Source organism: Nostoc sp. ChiQUE01b (assembly GCF_034531255.1).
GTDB lineage: Bacteria > Cyanobacteriota > Cyanobacteriia > Cyanobacteriales > Nostocaceae > Nostoc.
The window spans coordinates 132922-149094 of sequence record NZ_JAVRBM010000005.1; the positions used below are offsets into that span (position 1 = coordinate 132922).

General features: G+C 39.3%; 13 protein-coding genes, 1 tRNA gene and 1 pseudogene. 10 read left to right on the top strand and 5 right to left on the bottom strand.

Annotation, left to right across the window (positions count from 1 at the left end; all coding sequences use genetic code 11):
* Nucleotides 1-30: 30 nt before the first annotated feature.
* The 3 genes from ureA to RMY63_RS05555 all read right to left on the bottom strand — a co-directional run bounded on the left by ureA (nucleotide 31) and on the right by RMY63_RS05555 (nucleotide 2069).
* The gene (gene ureA, locus RMY63_RS05545) at nucleotides 31-333 is read right to left on the bottom strand and encodes an urease subunit gamma (RefSeq protein ID WP_322727739.1); all 303 of its coding nucleotides are present in this window, start codon (nucleotides 331-333) and stop codon (nucleotides 31-33) included.
* A 42-nt stretch (nucleotides 334-375) separates the two neighbouring features.
* Nucleotides 376-1215 (bottom strand): urease accessory protein UreD, encoded by an 840-nt coding sequence (locus RMY63_RS05550; protein ID WP_322727740.1) that lies wholly within the window; start codon nucleotides 1213-1215, stop codon nucleotides 376-378.
* 74 nt (nucleotides 1216-1289) lie between these two features.
* Nucleotides 1290-2069: a class I SAM-dependent methyltransferase gene (locus RMY63_RS05555; RefSeq protein ID WP_322727741.1), complete on the bottom strand. Its 780-nt coding sequence runs from the start codon at nucleotides 2067-2069 to the stop codon at nucleotides 1290-1292.
* A gap of 99 nt (nucleotides 2070-2168) precedes the next feature.
* Here RMY63_RS05555 and RMY63_RS05560 point away from each other — a divergent pair, with 99 nt between their 5' ends.
* Entirely contained in the window at nucleotides 2169-3026 is an 858-nt protein-coding gene (locus RMY63_RS05560; RefSeq protein WP_322727742.1) for a ParA family protein, read from the top strand.
* Nucleotides 3026-3445, top strand: coding sequence for a hypothetical protein (locus RMY63_RS05565; RefSeq protein WP_322727743.1), 420 nt, complete (start codon nucleotides 3026-3028; stop codon nucleotides 3443-3445). Before RMY63_RS05560 ends, RMY63_RS05565 begins: the two co-directional genes overlap by 1 nt.
* A 184-nt stretch (nucleotides 3446-3629) precedes the next feature.
* On the opposite strand, the gene RMY63_RS05570 is transcribed toward RMY63_RS05565, so the two are convergent.
* Complete coding sequence (locus RMY63_RS05570) at nucleotides 3630-4313, bottom strand: hypothetical protein (protein ID WP_322727744.1); 684 nt, start codon at nucleotides 4311-4313, stop codon at nucleotides 3630-3632.
* Nucleotides 4314-4417: 104 nt separating this feature from the next.
* A pseudogene (locus RMY63_RS05575) lies at nucleotides 4418-4594 on the bottom strand (IS701 family transposase); the annotation flags it as partial.
* A 331-nt stretch (nucleotides 4595-4925) separates the two neighbouring features.
* Between RMY63_RS05575 and RMY63_RS05580 the strand changes: the two are divergent.
* From RMY63_RS05580 to ftsH2, 8 genes are all read left to right on the top strand, one after another.
* Nucleotides 4926-6374: a TM0106 family RecB-like putative nuclease gene (locus tag RMY63_RS05580; protein WP_322727745.1), complete on the top strand. Its 1449-nt coding sequence runs from the start codon at nucleotides 4926-4928 to the stop codon at nucleotides 6372-6374.
* Nucleotides 6375-6557: 183 nt separating this feature from the next.
* A complete protein-coding gene (locus tag RMY63_RS05585; RefSeq protein WP_322727746.1) occupies nucleotides 6558-7742 on the top strand; it encodes an esterase-like activity of phytase family protein in 1185 nt (394 codons plus the stop codon).
* A gap of 324 nt (nucleotides 7743-8066) precedes the next feature.
* Complete coding sequence (locus RMY63_RS05590) at nucleotides 8067-9689, top strand: serine/threonine-protein kinase (protein ID WP_322727747.1); 1623 nt, start codon at nucleotides 8067-8069, stop codon at nucleotides 9687-9689.
* A gap of 101 nt (nucleotides 9690-9790) precedes the next feature.
* Nucleotides 9791-11317, top strand: a complete 1527-nt coding sequence (locus RMY63_RS05595) for a serine/threonine-protein kinase (RefSeq protein ID WP_322727748.1) — start codon at nucleotides 9791-9793, stop codon at nucleotides 11315-11317.
* Between the two features lie 103 nt (nucleotides 11318-11420).
* Nucleotides 11421-11494 (top strand) — tRNA-Asp (locus tag RMY63_RS05600).
* A gap of 139 nt (nucleotides 11495-11633) precedes the next feature.
* A complete protein-coding gene (gene gltX, locus RMY63_RS05605; RefSeq protein ID WP_322727749.1) occupies nucleotides 11634-13079 on the top strand; it encodes a glutamate--tRNA ligase in 1446 nt (481 codons plus the stop codon).
* Nucleotides 13080-13302: 223 nt separating this feature from the next.
* Nucleotides 13303-13797 (top strand): hypothetical protein, encoded by a 495-nt coding sequence (locus RMY63_RS05610; RefSeq protein ID WP_322727750.1) that lies wholly within the window; start codon nucleotides 13303-13305, stop codon nucleotides 13795-13797.
* 350 nt (nucleotides 13798-14147) lie between these two features.
* Complete coding sequence (gene ftsH2 / locus RMY63_RS05615) at nucleotides 14148-16034, top strand: ATP-dependent zinc metalloprotease FtsH2 (protein WP_322727751.1); 1887 nt, start codon at nucleotides 14148-14150, stop codon at nucleotides 16032-16034.
* Nucleotides 16035-16173: the final 139 nt, after the last annotated feature.

The following is a 16173-nucleotide window of genomic DNA, read 5'->3' on the forward strand; positions in this document are numbered from 1 at the left end:
GTCTTTAAAGTAACACACTATAAAGTAAATTTAATGAATTGGATTATGTACTGTAACTAACTTTGTACCATCAGGAAAAGTTGCTTCAACTTGCACTTCATGCACCATTTCAGGTATCCCTTCCATGACATCATCTCGCGTCAATAGAGTTGTACCATAACTCATTAATTCAGCTACAGTTTGCCCATCTCTCGCACCTTCTAAAATGGCAGCAGAAATATAAGCGATCGCTTCAGGATAATTCAGTTTTAAACCCCTTGCTTTACGTCTTTCTGCTAATAAAGCAGCAGTAAAAATTAATAGCTTATCTTTTTCCTGCGGCGTAAGTTGCATTCTTCTATCCCTCTTGGCGTTCTTGGCCTCTTGGCGGTTCGTTTAAACCTGCCAAACTCTTGGTATACAATTACCACGATTCAAAAAAGAAACTCGCAGCAGCTGCCAAACATCAATAAACCAGTTTCTCACTTCAGATGTAGAAGCACCGCGATATCGACACAATAATCCATGTTGTAACCGGCTAACACCCGCTTCTCCTTCCCCATTCCATAAATTTCGCGTTTTTTCGACAATTTCTCCTGAAACTGCACCACCAACCCAAACTAGACTACCTGCTATTGGTTTTCCAGCCAAACCGTGAGAACTGTGAAAAACATCTTCACTACCCCGTAACCATTGCCGATCAATCCACAAAGGAACATCTTGTTGCCAAATTTCCGTGTGCGATCGCCATTCTCCAAGGTAAAATTTTTCACCTCTAGCACTGCGACCAAATCGGGTAATTTCCCAGCCTAACCAACTAGCCCCGGTTGCTAATTCTACCCGTAAATCTTGCCGATAAATCGCACCGTTAAATAAAATTGTCTCTTGGGGCAACCATTCTAAACAAGCACCAGCATCAACTTGCATCTGGATGGTTTGTCTAGCTGGTAAGCCATTACTGCGGTATATCTTGCTTGCAGCAGCTGTAGTGATTAAGGCTTGGGCTTGGGGTTGCAGGTGGATGTTAGAGGATAAGCGATCGCCTCCCACCATTCCCCCAGCTGTATGTAAAATGACGCTATGACAAACTTTTTTCCCTTCTGGGTAAAATGGGCGTTGTACCTTCAGGGGTGCTTGTTGATGATTGTAAATTAATTGGGTTTTACTCTGGCGATCGGCATAGACTAAATTAAGTTTGCCATGCCAACCTTCTGATATTTGCGGATTACAGATCATTTATAAATTCAAGATTAAAGTTCAGAGACCTTATATTTATTTAATGCATTCTCTGCTACTTTACTTGCAATTTATCATTGTTTTTCACCAAGGTGTACGCTAGTGCGATAGACTATATAAACAAAACCATCTTCATCACAAAAGCGCTGATATAATTCTTGAAAATTATCAATAAGCTGTTCGTATGCCAAGTCTTCACGTGGAAGGTAAGAAACACTCATTGCTCGTCCAATAAGTCCAGTTAAATCTAACTGTTGCCTATAAGTAAAAGTATATTCGTGGATGTTAATAAAATGGGGAGTTACTAACAATGGCTCTACCGACTGCATTCGAGATTCTGCTGGGTGATTATTAGATGCTTCGCGGACTATTCGGCTATATTCTCTAGTTAAGGCATCTTCTTGATCGCGATTATTCCACACCACAGCCAAGCGTGCTGATGGTTTTAAAATGCGGTGAAATTCCAATAAAGTTGGTTCAGGATTGAACCAGTGGAAAGCTTGAAAACAAGTAACTAAATCAACTGAATTATCAGGTAGTTGGGTAAATTCTGCTGTTCCATCACGAAACTCTATCAAAGGATGTGGTTTAGCAGCTTCTCGCATTGCTGCATTTGGTTCTATGGCGATGACATTAATTCCCCGTTCAGCTAACAATCTTGAAGCAATTCCTGTACCTGCACCAATATCTGCTGCTACGAGTTGTGAATTTTCACCTAATCCTTCCAAGATAATATCAATTGCATCTGCGGGATAGCTAGGTCGATATTTTACATAATCCTCCACTCTGTCAGAAAATCGGTTGAGTGGGTTTAAGTTATATAAGGGGGTTGTTTCAGGATTAATTTGGCTCATGGGTTTTGATGTAAAAGTAAAAATGAACCTGTTAGTTGGGCATATTTTCAGGGAAACATAAAGCTGTAGCCGATGAAATGCGTCAATCTACCAAAAATTATGACAGCTAAAGTGATAAGCATTTGCAACCTCAAGGGTGGAGTTGGTAAAACTACCATAGTCATGGCATTAGCGGAATATTTAGCCGGCGATACCATGTACAAAAAGCGTGTACTTGCTATTGACCTTGATCCTCAAAGTAATTTGACTAGTGCTTTAATGTCAGAAGAGGTTTGGGAAAAAGAATTTGAAAGTAAAAAATTGACATTGCCTTATTTATTTAAAGATCCTGAATATTTTTTAGAAAATGTTAAAAGCGAAAATTTTATAGTTAAACACAATGTTTCAAACGTCAGAAACAGAAATTCTTTTACTCACTTACATCTGATACCTAGCAGCCCAAGGCTATTTGAAATCCAGGAAGAATTACCATCAGGTTATTATTATCTTAATTTTAAACCTGTCGCTCTTATTCGTACAATACTTAAACCTTTATTAAATAATTATGATTATATTTTAATAGACTGTGCCCCCAATATTAACACAGTAGTTAAAAGTGCATTTCTAGCTAGTAATGCCTGTATAATACCCTGTGTACCAAACCGAATGTCAATTCATGGATTAGATTTATTACTTGAATATATTGAAAAGTTTAATAGAGATTATGTACATAACTTAAAAATAGTTGGAACATTAATTTCTCGTTATAACCGAACTATAGCCCAAAGTGAGAATTTAAACTCTATTATTGTTAACCCGTTCTATCCACAAGTTTTTGAAACCAAAATTTTAGAAAGAGCAAAAATTGCCGAAGGGTTAGAATTAAATAATTATTTGACTTATAAACAAAAATATGATGATTCTCATGATTCGATGGTGAAATTAACTAAAGAGTTTATTCAGAGAGTAGGTAAATAATGGAAGCATCACAAATTGCAGATTTATTAAGAGCGATCGCAGAAGTTGTAGAATCTGATCCTAAACTTGCCAAGGCTGTAGAAAAATGTCTAGCTAACACTTTAAACGCTCAAAAAAGTAAAGATTCATCCGACCCAACACCAAAACAGTCAGACGCTAGTAAAACTCTCGAAAATGGCGATATTATCCTAACTGAATGTCGGCAAATTTTACGCGAACAGGGTGAAGAACAACTGAGGCTTTACTTAACTGAGCTAGGAGAACAGGTTAGAGAATTATTGAAACACGGTCAACTTGACCCGAAACGCTCTATGCGCCGCCGCAAAGATTTGAATAGTATTATTGAGCATATTATTCAAAAATTGCAAGCTCAAGATCAAAGCGGAAAACTACTTGCAGCAAGTATTTCTAAAATCTAAAGTAATTTTATAAGTAAAAAGGAGGGTCTTCCCCTGAGTTTATAAAAAGGATATCATAGTAATTAACATACCTGAAAAAGTAACACCTGCAAACAACAATGGAAAAATTGCTAAACATCCACATTGAAAAATTACCTGAAGGCGTTTATTTAGCAACATCCGATGAGCTTCAAAGTTTAGTAGCTCAAGGACGGACTGTTGCTGAAACTTTAGAAATTGCTCGTGATGTAGCGATTAAATTAATGGAAGCACAGTTTAGTAATTCATCACTACTAATATTCTGACTATAAAATAATTCATTACGATATATAATTTGTGATAGAGATAATAATTTATCAATATTTTTTTCCTGTGCTTGCTCTGTGGTAATATTAGAAAAAAATAGGCCATAGTTACAAGGGAATGCTAATTTCTGTTGATTATCTCCATTAAGCTGAGTTAGTATCTGATATTTTTGTAATTTCACTAATAATTGACCTATCAAATCTTGATATGGATTTGTCCATACTGAGAAAGTATCCTGTTCTTCGTTTATCTCTATAGAACGCTTACGAGTTCGTCTTCCCGGCATATCTAGATATGACGGAGAATTTTTTAATTCTATTTTTTTATTTTTTTCTATAGAATTTAATAATTTAATTTTGTTAATGTCAGTACCGTTAATTTGCGATGGATACCAAGTAATAACTTGAATTATCAATAGTCCAAAATTAGGTGCAATAATCAGGAAATCAATATAATTACTTTCAACGACTTGCTTATACCAAACTAAAAAGTCATCTGGCAATTTTTCACAAAGTATTCTATATAAAATTTGTTCGCCTTGACTAGCAGATGATGATATAGATTCGGGAACCATTAAAGCCATAGTTTAATACCTATCTTATTTTTCTTCTTTCTGCTGCTCTAACCAAGCTACTAAATCAACAACTTCTGAAAAATCCAACATGGTGTCTGGAACAGCACCTTGCTTAATCCTACTACACGTGATATTGCTGGTAGTGTTTTACGTTTAATATCAGAAATCATCCCAATGTGTAGATATTTAAACGCCTCAAAACTTCTAACTTCTGGAAATAGCTTTCTGTACCATTCACAGTAATCGTCTACAAATTTTATTGTCGATGCAGGTTCCCTTCCCCAAAACATAGTCCTGTAAAGAGTTTGCGATACTTTACTATATTATTCTCTCATGAGATTCAGGAGTGCCTCGGCTTAGAGTAACCTTTGATGAGCGAAACAGGGGGATTGAAGTAAGGACGCATTATTTCTTGTTACACTCTCTGCTCGAAATAAATATTTATTTCTTCTTCCATGCTTAAAAGCTCTTTCTTGGAACCCTTCTGTGCTGAGTGCGATTATTACTTCATAACTGGGCACTCATAACTGGGCACTCAGCATCAGCACTGTTTCGGTGATGAAAGAGCGATAATTGTCAGAGTTACTCCCAGATTCTGCTAATTCTTGTTAACTTAAAAGGATGCTAATTAATGCTGAACTCCTACTGCAATACCAACGCTGTAAACGCCGGCCTTTTCTAGATATCCACGGTGACAAAAGTCAGCGCGATGCTCCTAATGAGTTGCTACAGAAATTGCAACAGGACAAAATCGCTCATCAGTTGAGTGCTATAGCACAGATGACTTATCATCAACCAGATTATCCTTATGGAAACTGGGAAAAGGGAGAGAAGGCAACTTTAGAATTGATGCAGCGTGGGGTTGAATACATCTACAAAGGAGTACTGTTAGCAAATTATTCTGAAGCAGACACGCTGCTAAGTCGTCCAGATTTACTCGTGAAACAACCGGGACAATCCCATTTTGGAGATTGGATCTATGTTCCGGCTAGTATTGAACTGGGTAAGCGCCCGAAGCAAGAATATCAGGTTGTCGCTGCATTTCATGCCCAAGTGTTGACAACAGTGCAGGGAGTTGCACCTGAAACAGCTTTGCTGATCTTGCGCACCAAAAATACTAATTATGCAGTGGATCTGTGCAAATGGACACCACGGATGCAGCTGATTCTGGAGGAGTTTATTCAAGTTTTAGAGTTACCGAATCCGCCAGAGGTATTTATTTCTCGCCAAAAGTGCAATTTTTGCCATTGGTATAGTGAATGTTATGCGATCGCTCAATCTGAAAAACATCTCTCACTGCTACCAGGTGTAACACCCCTTCGCTACACTCAACTCCAAGCCTTAGACATTACCACACTGGAATCTCTTGCTAACACCAGTCCCAGCAACTTAGAAAATTTACTTGGTTTTGACAGCCAAGTAGCGCCCAAATTGGTAGTGCAAGCTCAATCTGCACTAGAAAAACGACCTCTAATTTTACCCTACCCGCTACCAACAGAAGATATTACATTCACAGCGCCCATAGAGCTTTATTTTGATATTGAAGCCCAGCCAGACTTAGATTTAGATTATCTCTTAGGGGTTTTGGTTGTTAATAGACAAGCAAATACAGAACAATTTTATTCTTTTTTAGCAGACAAACCAGAAGATGAAGAATTAGTTTGGCAGCAATTTTTGGATTTGGTTTGGCAATATCCCGAAGCGCCAATTTATCATTTTTGTGTCTACGAGTTTGATACAGTCAAACGGTTGGCAAAACTTTACGGCACTCCACACTCTTTAGTGCGTCCTGTACTGAATCGATTTGTGGATGTGTATGAGCAATTAACCCAAAGTGTAGCATTGCCCGTAGAAAGCTATGCCTTGAAAGCGATCGCTCGTTGGATCGGATTTAAGTGGCGCGATCAAGAAGCTAGTGGTGCCAAGTGTATTTACTGGTACGATCAATGGTTAGAAACAGGCGATCGCACCTTACTAGAAATCATCCAACGCTACAACGAAGATGACTGCCGCGCCACTCATAAAGTCAAAGATTGGCTTGTCAACTTTTTCCAAGATAAATATGATTGACGATTAGCTTAAGTAATTTATTATTTCTTAAAGATTTTAAAATTAAAAATACGTCTGGGAAAGTCTAAGGAAAGGAAACATCTGTTCAGACTTACCACAAAGTTAAAAGGGGAGATTTAATTGATATTATTTGTATGGACGTATAAGTGTCCATTGCTACAAATATTGATTTAATAAAAACCTATGCATATAATTAAAAAAATCTTTGCATTTCCACGAATTATTTACTTTTTGATTCCAATTATAATTATTAGCCTTGTATTCACAAACTTTCCGTCAAATGGTGTTGAAATCAGTAGCATAAAATTTATCGGTGAAGCCACCCTCCCGAAAGGTTTAATCTTTCAAAAAACTGAAGTCGGAGGTTTATCTGGAATTACATATAATGCCAAAAACAACCTCTATTACGCTATTTCCGACGATCGTGGTCAAAAAGCTGCCGTTCGTTTCTACACCTTGAAAATCGACTTGAGCAAAGGTTCTCTACAAAAAGGTGGAATTATTCCAGTCAGTGTCACCACATTATTAAATGAAAATGGTCAAACATTTCGCCCTGGTGAAACAGATACAGAAGGTATTGCACTAACTAATAAAAGAACTGTATTCATTTCTTCTGAAGGCGACGCTGCAAAATTAATTAATCCTTTTATTAAAGAGTTTTCACTATCTTCTGGCAAAGAAATTTTCACACTCCCCATCCCAAACAAATTTTTACCAGATAAAACTAATCAACAAGGTATCCGCAACAATTTGGCTTTTGAAAGCCTCACCATCACACCCGATAACAAGCATCTATTCACAGCCAGCGAAAATGCTCTAATTCAAGATGGTGTCGCAGCTAAACCTAATATCGGTAGTCCTTGCCGAATTTTGCAGTACAATTTGCTCAACAATCAGCCAGAAAAGGAATTTCTTTACCAAACTGAACCAGTTACACCATTTTTGAATCTGATTGGCAAATTCGCTAGTGGATTACCTGATTTACTTGCTCTCGATAATCAAGGACATTTCTTAAGTTTAGAAAGGTCTTTTACTGGTTTAGGATTTGCTATTTCCCTGTTTCAGGTTTCTTTAGAAGGAGCCGATGATATTCATAATATTAATAGCCTTTTAGCAATTGATTCCAAAAATATTAAACCAGTTAAGAAAAAACTGCTGTTAGATTTGAGAAAACTAGATGTACTGCTAGACAACATCGAAGGCTTAACTCTTGGCCCAAAACTACTGGATGGTCAACAATCATTAATTCTCATCAGTGATAATAATTTTAACTCCCTGCAACGCACCCAAATACTAGCCTTTAAAATTAAAATTGAAAATTCACTAATTAGATTATTACGCCGTTTCCTCTCAAATTTTAACCTTTAACCGTATAGAGGTAAAAGTGCATAAGCGTAGCCCTCATAGATATCACGGCTTGACTGCTATTTAGTTATTTCTGATTATTACTGTGTATTCACGGAATCTACTAAGTAACTTTATTTAGCTTATTTATAGTTTACGTGTAATTTCTCAACCGTACTCCTTAATAAATATGTTACACAATGTTTAGTCGCTTTTGCAGAGAGCTTAAGCATATTTACAGCATATAATTAATTTTCTCTAAATTCGGATATTTATTAGATTTAAATTTAATAATTAGCTAGACTTAATTAAAGTATTTTGCCAATAAGATTTTTATAAATGATTTTTATGCCAGAAAATAAAATTGAGATTATGGTAGGGCAAAAAGCAGAATTAGATGATTACATCGGACAATTTTTAAATAATCGCTATTTAATCAGAGATTTGATTGGCAAAGGAGGGATGGGTAGAGTTTATCTAGCAGAAGATACTGCTAAAGGTGGTATGCCGATCGCAGTCAAAATCTTATCACTTAGTTTGGCAAACCAACAAATGTCCCAACGCTTTGCCAGAGAGATTTTTATTGGCGCTCAATTGGGTCGCAAAAGTAAACATATTGTTCGCATTTTAAGTTATGGTGTCACTGAGGATAAAACTCCATTTTATGTAATGGAATACCTCCAAGGAAAAAATCTCAAACAAATTCTAAAAATTCAGCCCTTAACAATATCGAAGTTTTTAGAGATTTGTTATCAAATTTGTTTAGGCTTACAATGTGCCCACCAAGGTATCAGCCTTAAAGGAGAGATTTATCCGATTGTTCATAGGGATATTAAACCAGAAAATATATTTATTACTGAAGATAGTAAAAAAGGAGAAATTGTTAAAATACTAGATTTTGGGATTGCCAAGTTTTTAACAGAGCGAAGTGGGATGACCCTAACAGACTCTTTTATTGGCAGTTTACCTTACTGTTCTCCAGAACACATGGAAGGGCGTAAACTGCTAGATGTCCGCTCTGATATTTATAGTTTGGGAGTACTAATGTTTGAGATGCTGACAGGGAAACATCCATTTCAAACAAAAAGTAATTCCTTTGGTACTTGGTATCAAGCTCATCGCTTTCAAATGCCACCTACAGTTGAAGAAGTAAATCCGCAAGTTAAAATACCAGAAATATTAGAAAAAATATTGATGAGTTGTTTAGCTAAAGAAGTAAGCGATCGCCCTCAAAATATTAACCAAATATTAGAAGGATTAGAAAAAGTTAATGCTCAAGTTAATGATGTTATTCCTAGCAATAGCACTGAGATTCTTCAAGTCTCGCTTCCAGTTCAATTAGTACCTGCAACTTTATTATCAGAAAAAGAGTGTTTGCAGAAAAATTGGCCGAAAAATAAACCTATTGCGTCAATTGGGTTTCCCCATTTACTACAAACTCCTCAAAAACCTATACCAACTTTTTGGGCAATGTTGTCCAAACAAGAGATTGCAAGATTTTTAGATAAAACACATAGTACTGAATTTATTAGTAAAATGAGTGTATATCCGATGCTAGTGTGGGTAACAGTACTATATGACGCTCAACCTTCTACAACTAAGTGGCTACCTTATTTTCTGGATCTAAAAGATAATAAAGGTCAAAATATAGCACGTAGTTTAGCAGAAGTAGGTTACTATCATCTACTATTTTTTCCCCTAGAAGATCCAACTCACTGCTCTCATGTAACGACTTTAAACCTCACGGCTAAACAGCGTCAACAACTTGTAGATTGGTTAGATATGAGTCAACAGTCAAATGAACTAATTTTGACTAGTCAAGCCAAAAATATTCTGAAAACAGAGTACGAAAAACTGAAGTTAGACATATTACGAAACTTAGCCACACATCAAAAATCTGAGACAGACGGTTTAAAAACTTGGATGACTAAATTCTTGGAAATATTTTTGAAACTGCTATTACGTCGTTGAAAGTCTGCTATCAAAATCAAAATGCTTGCCACCATTATCTAATAATATTTTTATATATTTATTGCTAACTTTAAATGGACTCAGCATCAGAGGTAAACAAAGTGAATCAGAGCTTATTTACATCTCCAAGTAGTACGGGCTTGCTTGCCAATCGTTATCAACTCAAGCAATTAATTGGCAGCGGTGGCATGGGGGAAGTTTTTTTAGCAAATGATATTTTGCTAGGGGGAACACCAGTTGCCATCAAGTTTTTGACTCAAACTGTTGTTAATACCAAGATGCAACAAGACTTTGCTCGTGAAGCTTTAATGAGTGCAGCCTTGAGTCAAAAGAGCGTACATATAGTGCGGGCGTATGATTATGGTGTGAATCAGAAAGGAAAACCATACTACGTCATGGAATATCTAAGTGGCAAGAATTTAAAGGATTTAATTCCGCTACCTCTGCCCATGTTTTTGACTCTCTCTCGTCAAATTTGTTTGGGTTTACAGTGTGCCCATCAAGGTATTAATATTGATGGCAAAATTTGTCCGTTGGTTCATCGAGATATCAAGCCTGCTAATATATTAGTTATTCCTGATCCGATATTGGGTCAGTTAGTTAAAATTCTTGATTTTGGTATTGCTAGATTTTTGAATTATGCATCAACAGCTAGTACAAGTAGCGGATTTAATGGCACTTTACCCTACTGTTCTCCAGAACAACTAGATGGAGAAAAATTAGATAGTTGCTCTGATATTTACAGCCTGGGTGTGATGATGTTTGAGATGCTCACAAGCAAAAAACCTTGGCAACCAGAAACTGATTACTTTGGTGCTTGGTATAAAGCACATCACTTTGAAACGCCAAAAACGATCGCAGATGTTAAACCTACTCTTAAAATACCTCACAAGCTAAATAATTTAATTATGGCTTGTCTGGCTAAAAAAGCCAGCGATCGCCCTCAAAATATCGCTGAAATTTTACAAGTCTTAAATAGTTTAGAACAGTCTAATTGTGCTAGTTTACCTAGAAATTTCGCCTCTAACTCCATCCTTGGCAGTCACTTAAATTCTGCATTACCAATCACTGTAGAACAAAGCTATCGGCAACTTTTGTGGCCTCAAAATAAACCAATTCAAGAAATTGTTTTTCCCCAGCTTCTAGACACTCCACAAGGATCTATAACAGCGCTATGGTTGATGTTGTCTAAACAAGAAATCAAAAACTATGCAGTTTCTACCCGTTACAACCAGTTTATCTTCGTGACATCGCCTCACCCAATGTTGTTGTGGGTAACTGTACTCTATAATCGGCAATTCGCTCCTAAGTGGCTACCGTGTTACTTAGATATGCAAAATCCCCAAAATCTGAGGATGGTAAGTTTCCTGGCTGAAAATGAACAATATCCTTTGATTTTCTTTACTCTGGAAGCACCACATTCCTGCATCAAGGTTCTCAGCAGTCGCATTGAGTCAACTCAGCGGCAAATGTTGAAAACCTGGGTGCAACAGAGCCATAGTCTACCACCCGCTTCTCAACCCCAATTGAGCAAACAGCTATTGAAACAGCAGTATAAACAAATGCAATCTCGAATATTGCAGCATCTGGAATCAGAGCCACAGGTTGTATTATCACGTTCTCTTTAACGAATAATTCGCACCTGGGAGATACAAAGCAAAAACAATTCCTAATTCCAAAACACTTGACAAGTACAAAAAAAATAGCGATAATAGCAAAGTTGCCAAACAAGGGACTGTAGTTCAATTGGTTAGAGCACCGCCCTGTCACGGCGGAAGTTGCGGGTTCGAGCCCCGTCAGTCCCGTTCTAAATTTATGAGTAGCAAATCACCGAACTGAACTATCGGTGATTTTAGATTTTGAATTCCCCAAAGGGATTGACTCAGAATTCAGGGTTTGAATATAAGCTACATTTATCACGCTTTGCGAAAGAGAGAATTAACTGTGACTGTTAGAGTCCGTATTGCGCCGAGTCCAACCGGAAATTTACATATTGGTACAGCTAGAACGGCTGTATTCAATTGGTTATTTGCCCGTCACCACGGCGGGAAATTTATACTGCGAATAGAAGATACAGATTTAGAGCGATCGCGTCCCGAATACACCGACAATATTCTTGAAGGATTGCGCTGGCTAGGACTTAACTGGGATGAAGGGCCATTTTTCCAATCCCAACGCTTGGATCTTTATAAAGAAGCAGTACAAAAACTGCTAGATCGAGGATTAGCCTATCGCTGCTACACTACTTCCGAAGAACTAGAAGCGCTCCGAGAAGCCCAAAAAGCTAGAGGCGAAGCTCCTCGCTATGACAACCGTCACCGCAACCTCAGCCCAGAACAACGCGCTGCATTTGAAGCAGAAGGTCGTTCTTTTGTGATTCGCTTCAAAATCGAAGATGGGCGGGAAATTGTCTGGAATGACCTAGTACGGGGAAAGATGTCTTGGCGAGGTAGTGATTTAGGTGGTGATATGGTCATCGCCCGCGCCTCAGAAGAAGGTAGTGGTCAACCTTTATACAACTTTGTCGTTGTAGTGGATGATATCGATATGCAAATCACCCATGTCATCCGGGGAGAAGACCACATTGCCAACACTGCCAAGCAAATTTTGCTGTATGAAGCAATGGGTGCAAAAATTCCAGAGTTTTCTCACACGCCATTGATTTTGAATATGGAAGGGCGCAAGCTTTCTAAGCGAGATGGTGTAACTTCCATTTCTGACTTTAAGCAAATGGGTTTTACTGCTGAAGGCTTGGTAAATTACATGACATTGTTGGGTTGGTCACCACCAGACTCGACGCAAGAAATATTTACCTTAGAAACAGCAGCTAAAGAATTTGGTTTTGAGCGCGTCAATAAAGCAGGGGCAAAGTTTGACTGGGACAAGCTGGATTGGTTGAACAGTCAGTATATCCACAATACGCCAGTACACAAACTCACAGATTTACTCATCCCCTTTTGGGAAGCGGCGGGCTATAAATTTGATGGGGGAAGAGAACGCCGCTGGTTAGAGCAGCTAGTAACTTTAATTAGCCAGAGTTTGACTCGTTTAGTAGATGCAGTACCTCAAAGCCAACTGTTTTTGAGCGATACAGTTGAATTTAGCGATGAAGGCAGTACACAACTGAAGCAAGAAGGTTCTACTGCTGTTCTGGAAGCGATTGTCACAGCTTTAGAAAATCAGCCGCAACTATCAGAAGCCGCCGCCCAGGATATTATTAAACAAGTGGTGAAAGAGCAAAAAGTCAAAAAAGGCTTAGTGATGCGATCGCTCCGAGCAGCTTTAACTGGAGATGTTCATGGCCCCGACTTAATCCAATCTTGGTTACTACTAAATCAGATTGGTTTAGATAAGCCGCGCTTGAGTCGAGCTATAACGGAAGCTAAGTAGCGATTACTTGCAGATTTTAGAGATATTTTAGATTTTAGGGGCGCGCGTTTGTGTGCCCCTATCCATAAGGTAAAGCAACTATGGAAACAAGAAATCATTGACTAATTACTAATGAATTATTCTCAATTTCACATCTAAAATAGTTAGTCAATTCTCCTCATGTTGGGAACTTGGTGTGTAAAATTCATGTCTTCAAAAACACTTAGAAGCGAACGTAATTACAATGCCGACAAAAGCGCTCAATAGAGGGATGAGATTATCGTTCATGATAGTTACGCTCTTCATCATATCGACAGTTAATGCTGCGGTTGATGCTCAGGAAGCGCCAACGATATTTGGAGATGTCACCATTAGCCCTCAGTTTTCACCAGACCCCCTGACAGTTCGCGGGATGAGTGGTGGCTCATTATCTGGAAGTCAAGTAGGTGGGAGAAGCGAAACAGCCACCGGGCCTTGTACTGGATTTGTGGATGAAACACCAGACCACACATTAGCGTTAACAAGTAAATTTGACTACCTAAAGCTGCAAGTGCAAAGTCCCGAAGACACCACCATGATTATCAAAGGGCCTGGTGGTACTTGGTGTAATGACGATTTTGATGGCAAAAATGCTGGCATTGTTGGTGAATGGCTGCCTGGAAGTTACCAAATTTGGGTTGGTTCCTACGAAAAAGGCAAGTATCTTCCTTACACTCTAAAAATTACAGAAGTTAAGTAGGGCATTGGGCAGACGGGAAAATTATTCTCCCTCATCCCCCCCACTCCCCCAGAATCATGATTGAGAGCAGCTTGAATGACACTAGGATCATTCTGGAGAAATTCTCCGTGTCTTTGCATCCCGTTGCGCTCCCTTTTCTCGTGCGATATTGTATTAAAATTAAGTTAACTTTGATTAAGATTCTTGTTGGCATCGCCATAATGCTCTAATTGCCTTATGGCAGTGCATGTAAGAGATCAAATTAAACAAAATGGATTTATAAACATCCGTTTAAGGCTTAAAGTGACAGAGTAATGAACATTCGGTTACTAGAGCTAACAAGTTGTATAGGCATCTAGAGGCAAATTAAAATGAAATTCTCTTGGAAAGTCGTAGCACTCTGGACGTTGCCGGCTTTGGTAATTGGCTTTTTCTTCTGGCAAGGAGCGTTTGCAGGCGCGCCTGCCGACATGAGTAAGAATGCAGCCAATACCCGCATGACTTACGGTCGCTTTCTAGAATACTTGGACAGCGATCGCGTCAGCAGTGTGGATCTTTACGAAGGCGGTAGGACAGCAATTATAGAAGCCCGCGATCCAGACCTGGAAAATCGTGTCCAAAGGTGGCGTGTGGATTTGCCTGTTAACGCTCCTGAGTTAATTAGCAAGCTCAAAGAGAAAGCGATTAGTTTTGATGCTCACCCCATGCGGAATGATGGCGCAATTTGGGGATTGTTGGGCAATCTCATCTTTCCAGTTTTATTGATTACTGGGCTGTTCTTTTTGTTCCGGCGTTCTAGCAACCTCCCTGGCGGCCCGGGTCAAGCGATGAACTTCGGCAAATCCAAAGCGCGTTTCCAAATGGAAGCAAAAACGGGCGTCAAATTTGACGACGTAGCTGGAATCGAAGAAGCTAAGGAAGAACTACAAGAAGTCGTCACCTTCCTGAAGCAGCCAGAAAGATTTACAGCTGTGGGTGCACGGATTCCCAAGGGAGTGCTGTTAGTTGGGCCTCCTGGAACTGGTAAAACTTTATTAGCAAAAGCGATCGCAGGCGAAGCAGGCGTACCTTTCTTCAGTATTTCCGGTTCGGAATTTGTGGAAATGTTCGTTGGTGTGGGTGCATCCCGCGTCCGCGATTTGTTCAAGAAAGCTAAAGATAACGCCCCTTGTATCATCTTCATCGATGAAATCGACGCCGTAGGACGGCAACGGGGTGCTGGTATCGGTGGCGGTAATGACGAGAGAGAGCAAACCCTTAACCAATTACTCACCGAAATGGACGGGTTTGAAGGTAATACAGGCATCATTATTATTGCTGCTACCAACCGTCCCGACGTACTAGACTCAGCCTTATTGCGTCCTGGTCGCTTTGACCGCCAAGTAACAGTCGATGCACCCGATATCAAAGGGCGTTTGGAAATCTTGCAAGTCCATGCACGAAATAAGAAACTAGACCCTAGCGTATCTTTAGATGCGATCGCTCGCCGCACTCCTGGATTTACTGGTGCTGATTTAGCCAACTTACTCAACGAAGCAGCAATTCTGACAGCTAGAAGACGCAAAGAAGCCATCACCCTCCGCGAAATTGATGATGCAGTGGATCGGGTAGTAGCTGGGATGGAAGGCACTCCCTTGGTAGATAGCAAGAGCAAGCGCTTAATTGCCTACCACGAAATCGGACACGCTTTGGTTGGGACTTTGTTAAAAGACCATGACCCAGTACAGAAAGTTACCCTGATTCCACGGGGACAAGCACAGGGTTTAACTTGGTTTACGCCCAACGAAGAACAGGGATTAATTTCCCGTTCTCAATTGAAAGCGAGAATTACTGGTGCTTTGGGTGGTCGCGCCGCCGAAGAGGTGATTTTTGGGGCTGCGGAAGTCACAACTGGGGCTGGTGGAGACTTGCAGCAATTATCGGGAATGGCTCGGCAAATGGTGACTCGTTTTGGGATGTCCGACTTAGGCCCACTGTCGTTAGAAAGCCAGCAGGGAGAAGTATTCTTGGGTCGTGACTGGACAACGCGATCTGAATATTCCGAATCCATCGCTTCCCGCATTGATGGACAAGTCAGGGAAATTGTTGAGCAGTGCTACGACAATGCTAAGAAGATCATCCGTGACCATCGCACTGTCACCGATCGCTTAGTAGATTTGCTCATTGAAAAGGAAACCATTGATGGCGAAGAATTCCGCCAGATTGTGGCTGAGTACGCTGAAGTACCTGAGAAGCAACAGTACGTACCGCAACTGTAATAGTTGACTCTTTTCCTGATGGTATCTAGAAAAGAGTCAAGTAACAAAAAGTAAAATGAGGATGGCGTATACCATCCTTATTTTTTTTGCGATTTTTTAGTGTTAGGAAGATTCTAATTTTAAAATTCTCAAAATTTAT

Bases quoted from the DNA above. Each gene is read 5' to 3' on its own strand.
- ureA (WP_322727739.1), bottom strand. From the start codon at position 333: ATGCAACTTACGCCGCAGGAAAAAGATAAGCTATTAATTTTTACTGCT.
- RMY63_RS05550 (WP_322727740.1), bottom strand. From the start codon at position 1,215: ATGATCTGTAATCCGCAAATATCAGAAGGTTGGCATGGCAAACTTAAT.
- RMY63_RS05555 (WP_322727741.1), bottom strand. From the start codon at position 2,069: ATGAGCCAAATTAATCCTGAAACAACCCCCTTATATAACTTAAACCCA.
- RMY63_RS05560 (WP_322727742.1), top strand. From the start codon at position 2,169: ATGACAGCTAAAGTGATAAGCATTTGCAACCTCAAGGGTGGAGTTGGT.
- RMY63_RS05565 (WP_322727743.1), top strand. From the start codon at position 3,026: ATGGAAGCATCACAAATTGCAGATTTATTAAGAGCGATCGCAGAAGTT.
- RMY63_RS05570 (WP_322727744.1), bottom strand. From the start codon at position 4,313: ATGGCTTTAATGGTTCCCGAATCTATATCATCATCTGCTAGTCAAGGC.
- RMY63_RS05580 (WP_322727745.1), top strand. From the start codon at position 4,926: ATGCTAATTAATGCTGAACTCCTACTGCAATACCAACGCTGTAAACGC.
- RMY63_RS05585 (WP_322727746.1), top strand. From the start codon at position 6,558: ATGCATATAATTAAAAAAATCTTTGCATTTCCACGAATTATTTACTTT.
- RMY63_RS05590 (WP_322727747.1), top strand. From the start codon at position 8,067: ATGCCAGAAAATAAAATTGAGATTATGGTAGGGCAAAAAGCAGAATTA.
- RMY63_RS05610 (WP_322727750.1), top strand. From the start codon at position 13,303: ATGCCGACAAAAGCGCTCAATAGAGGGATGAGATTATCGTTCATGATA.
- ftsH2 (WP_322727751.1), top strand. From the start codon at position 14,148: ATGAAATTCTCTTGGAAAGTCGTAGCACTCTGGACGTTGCCGGCTTTG.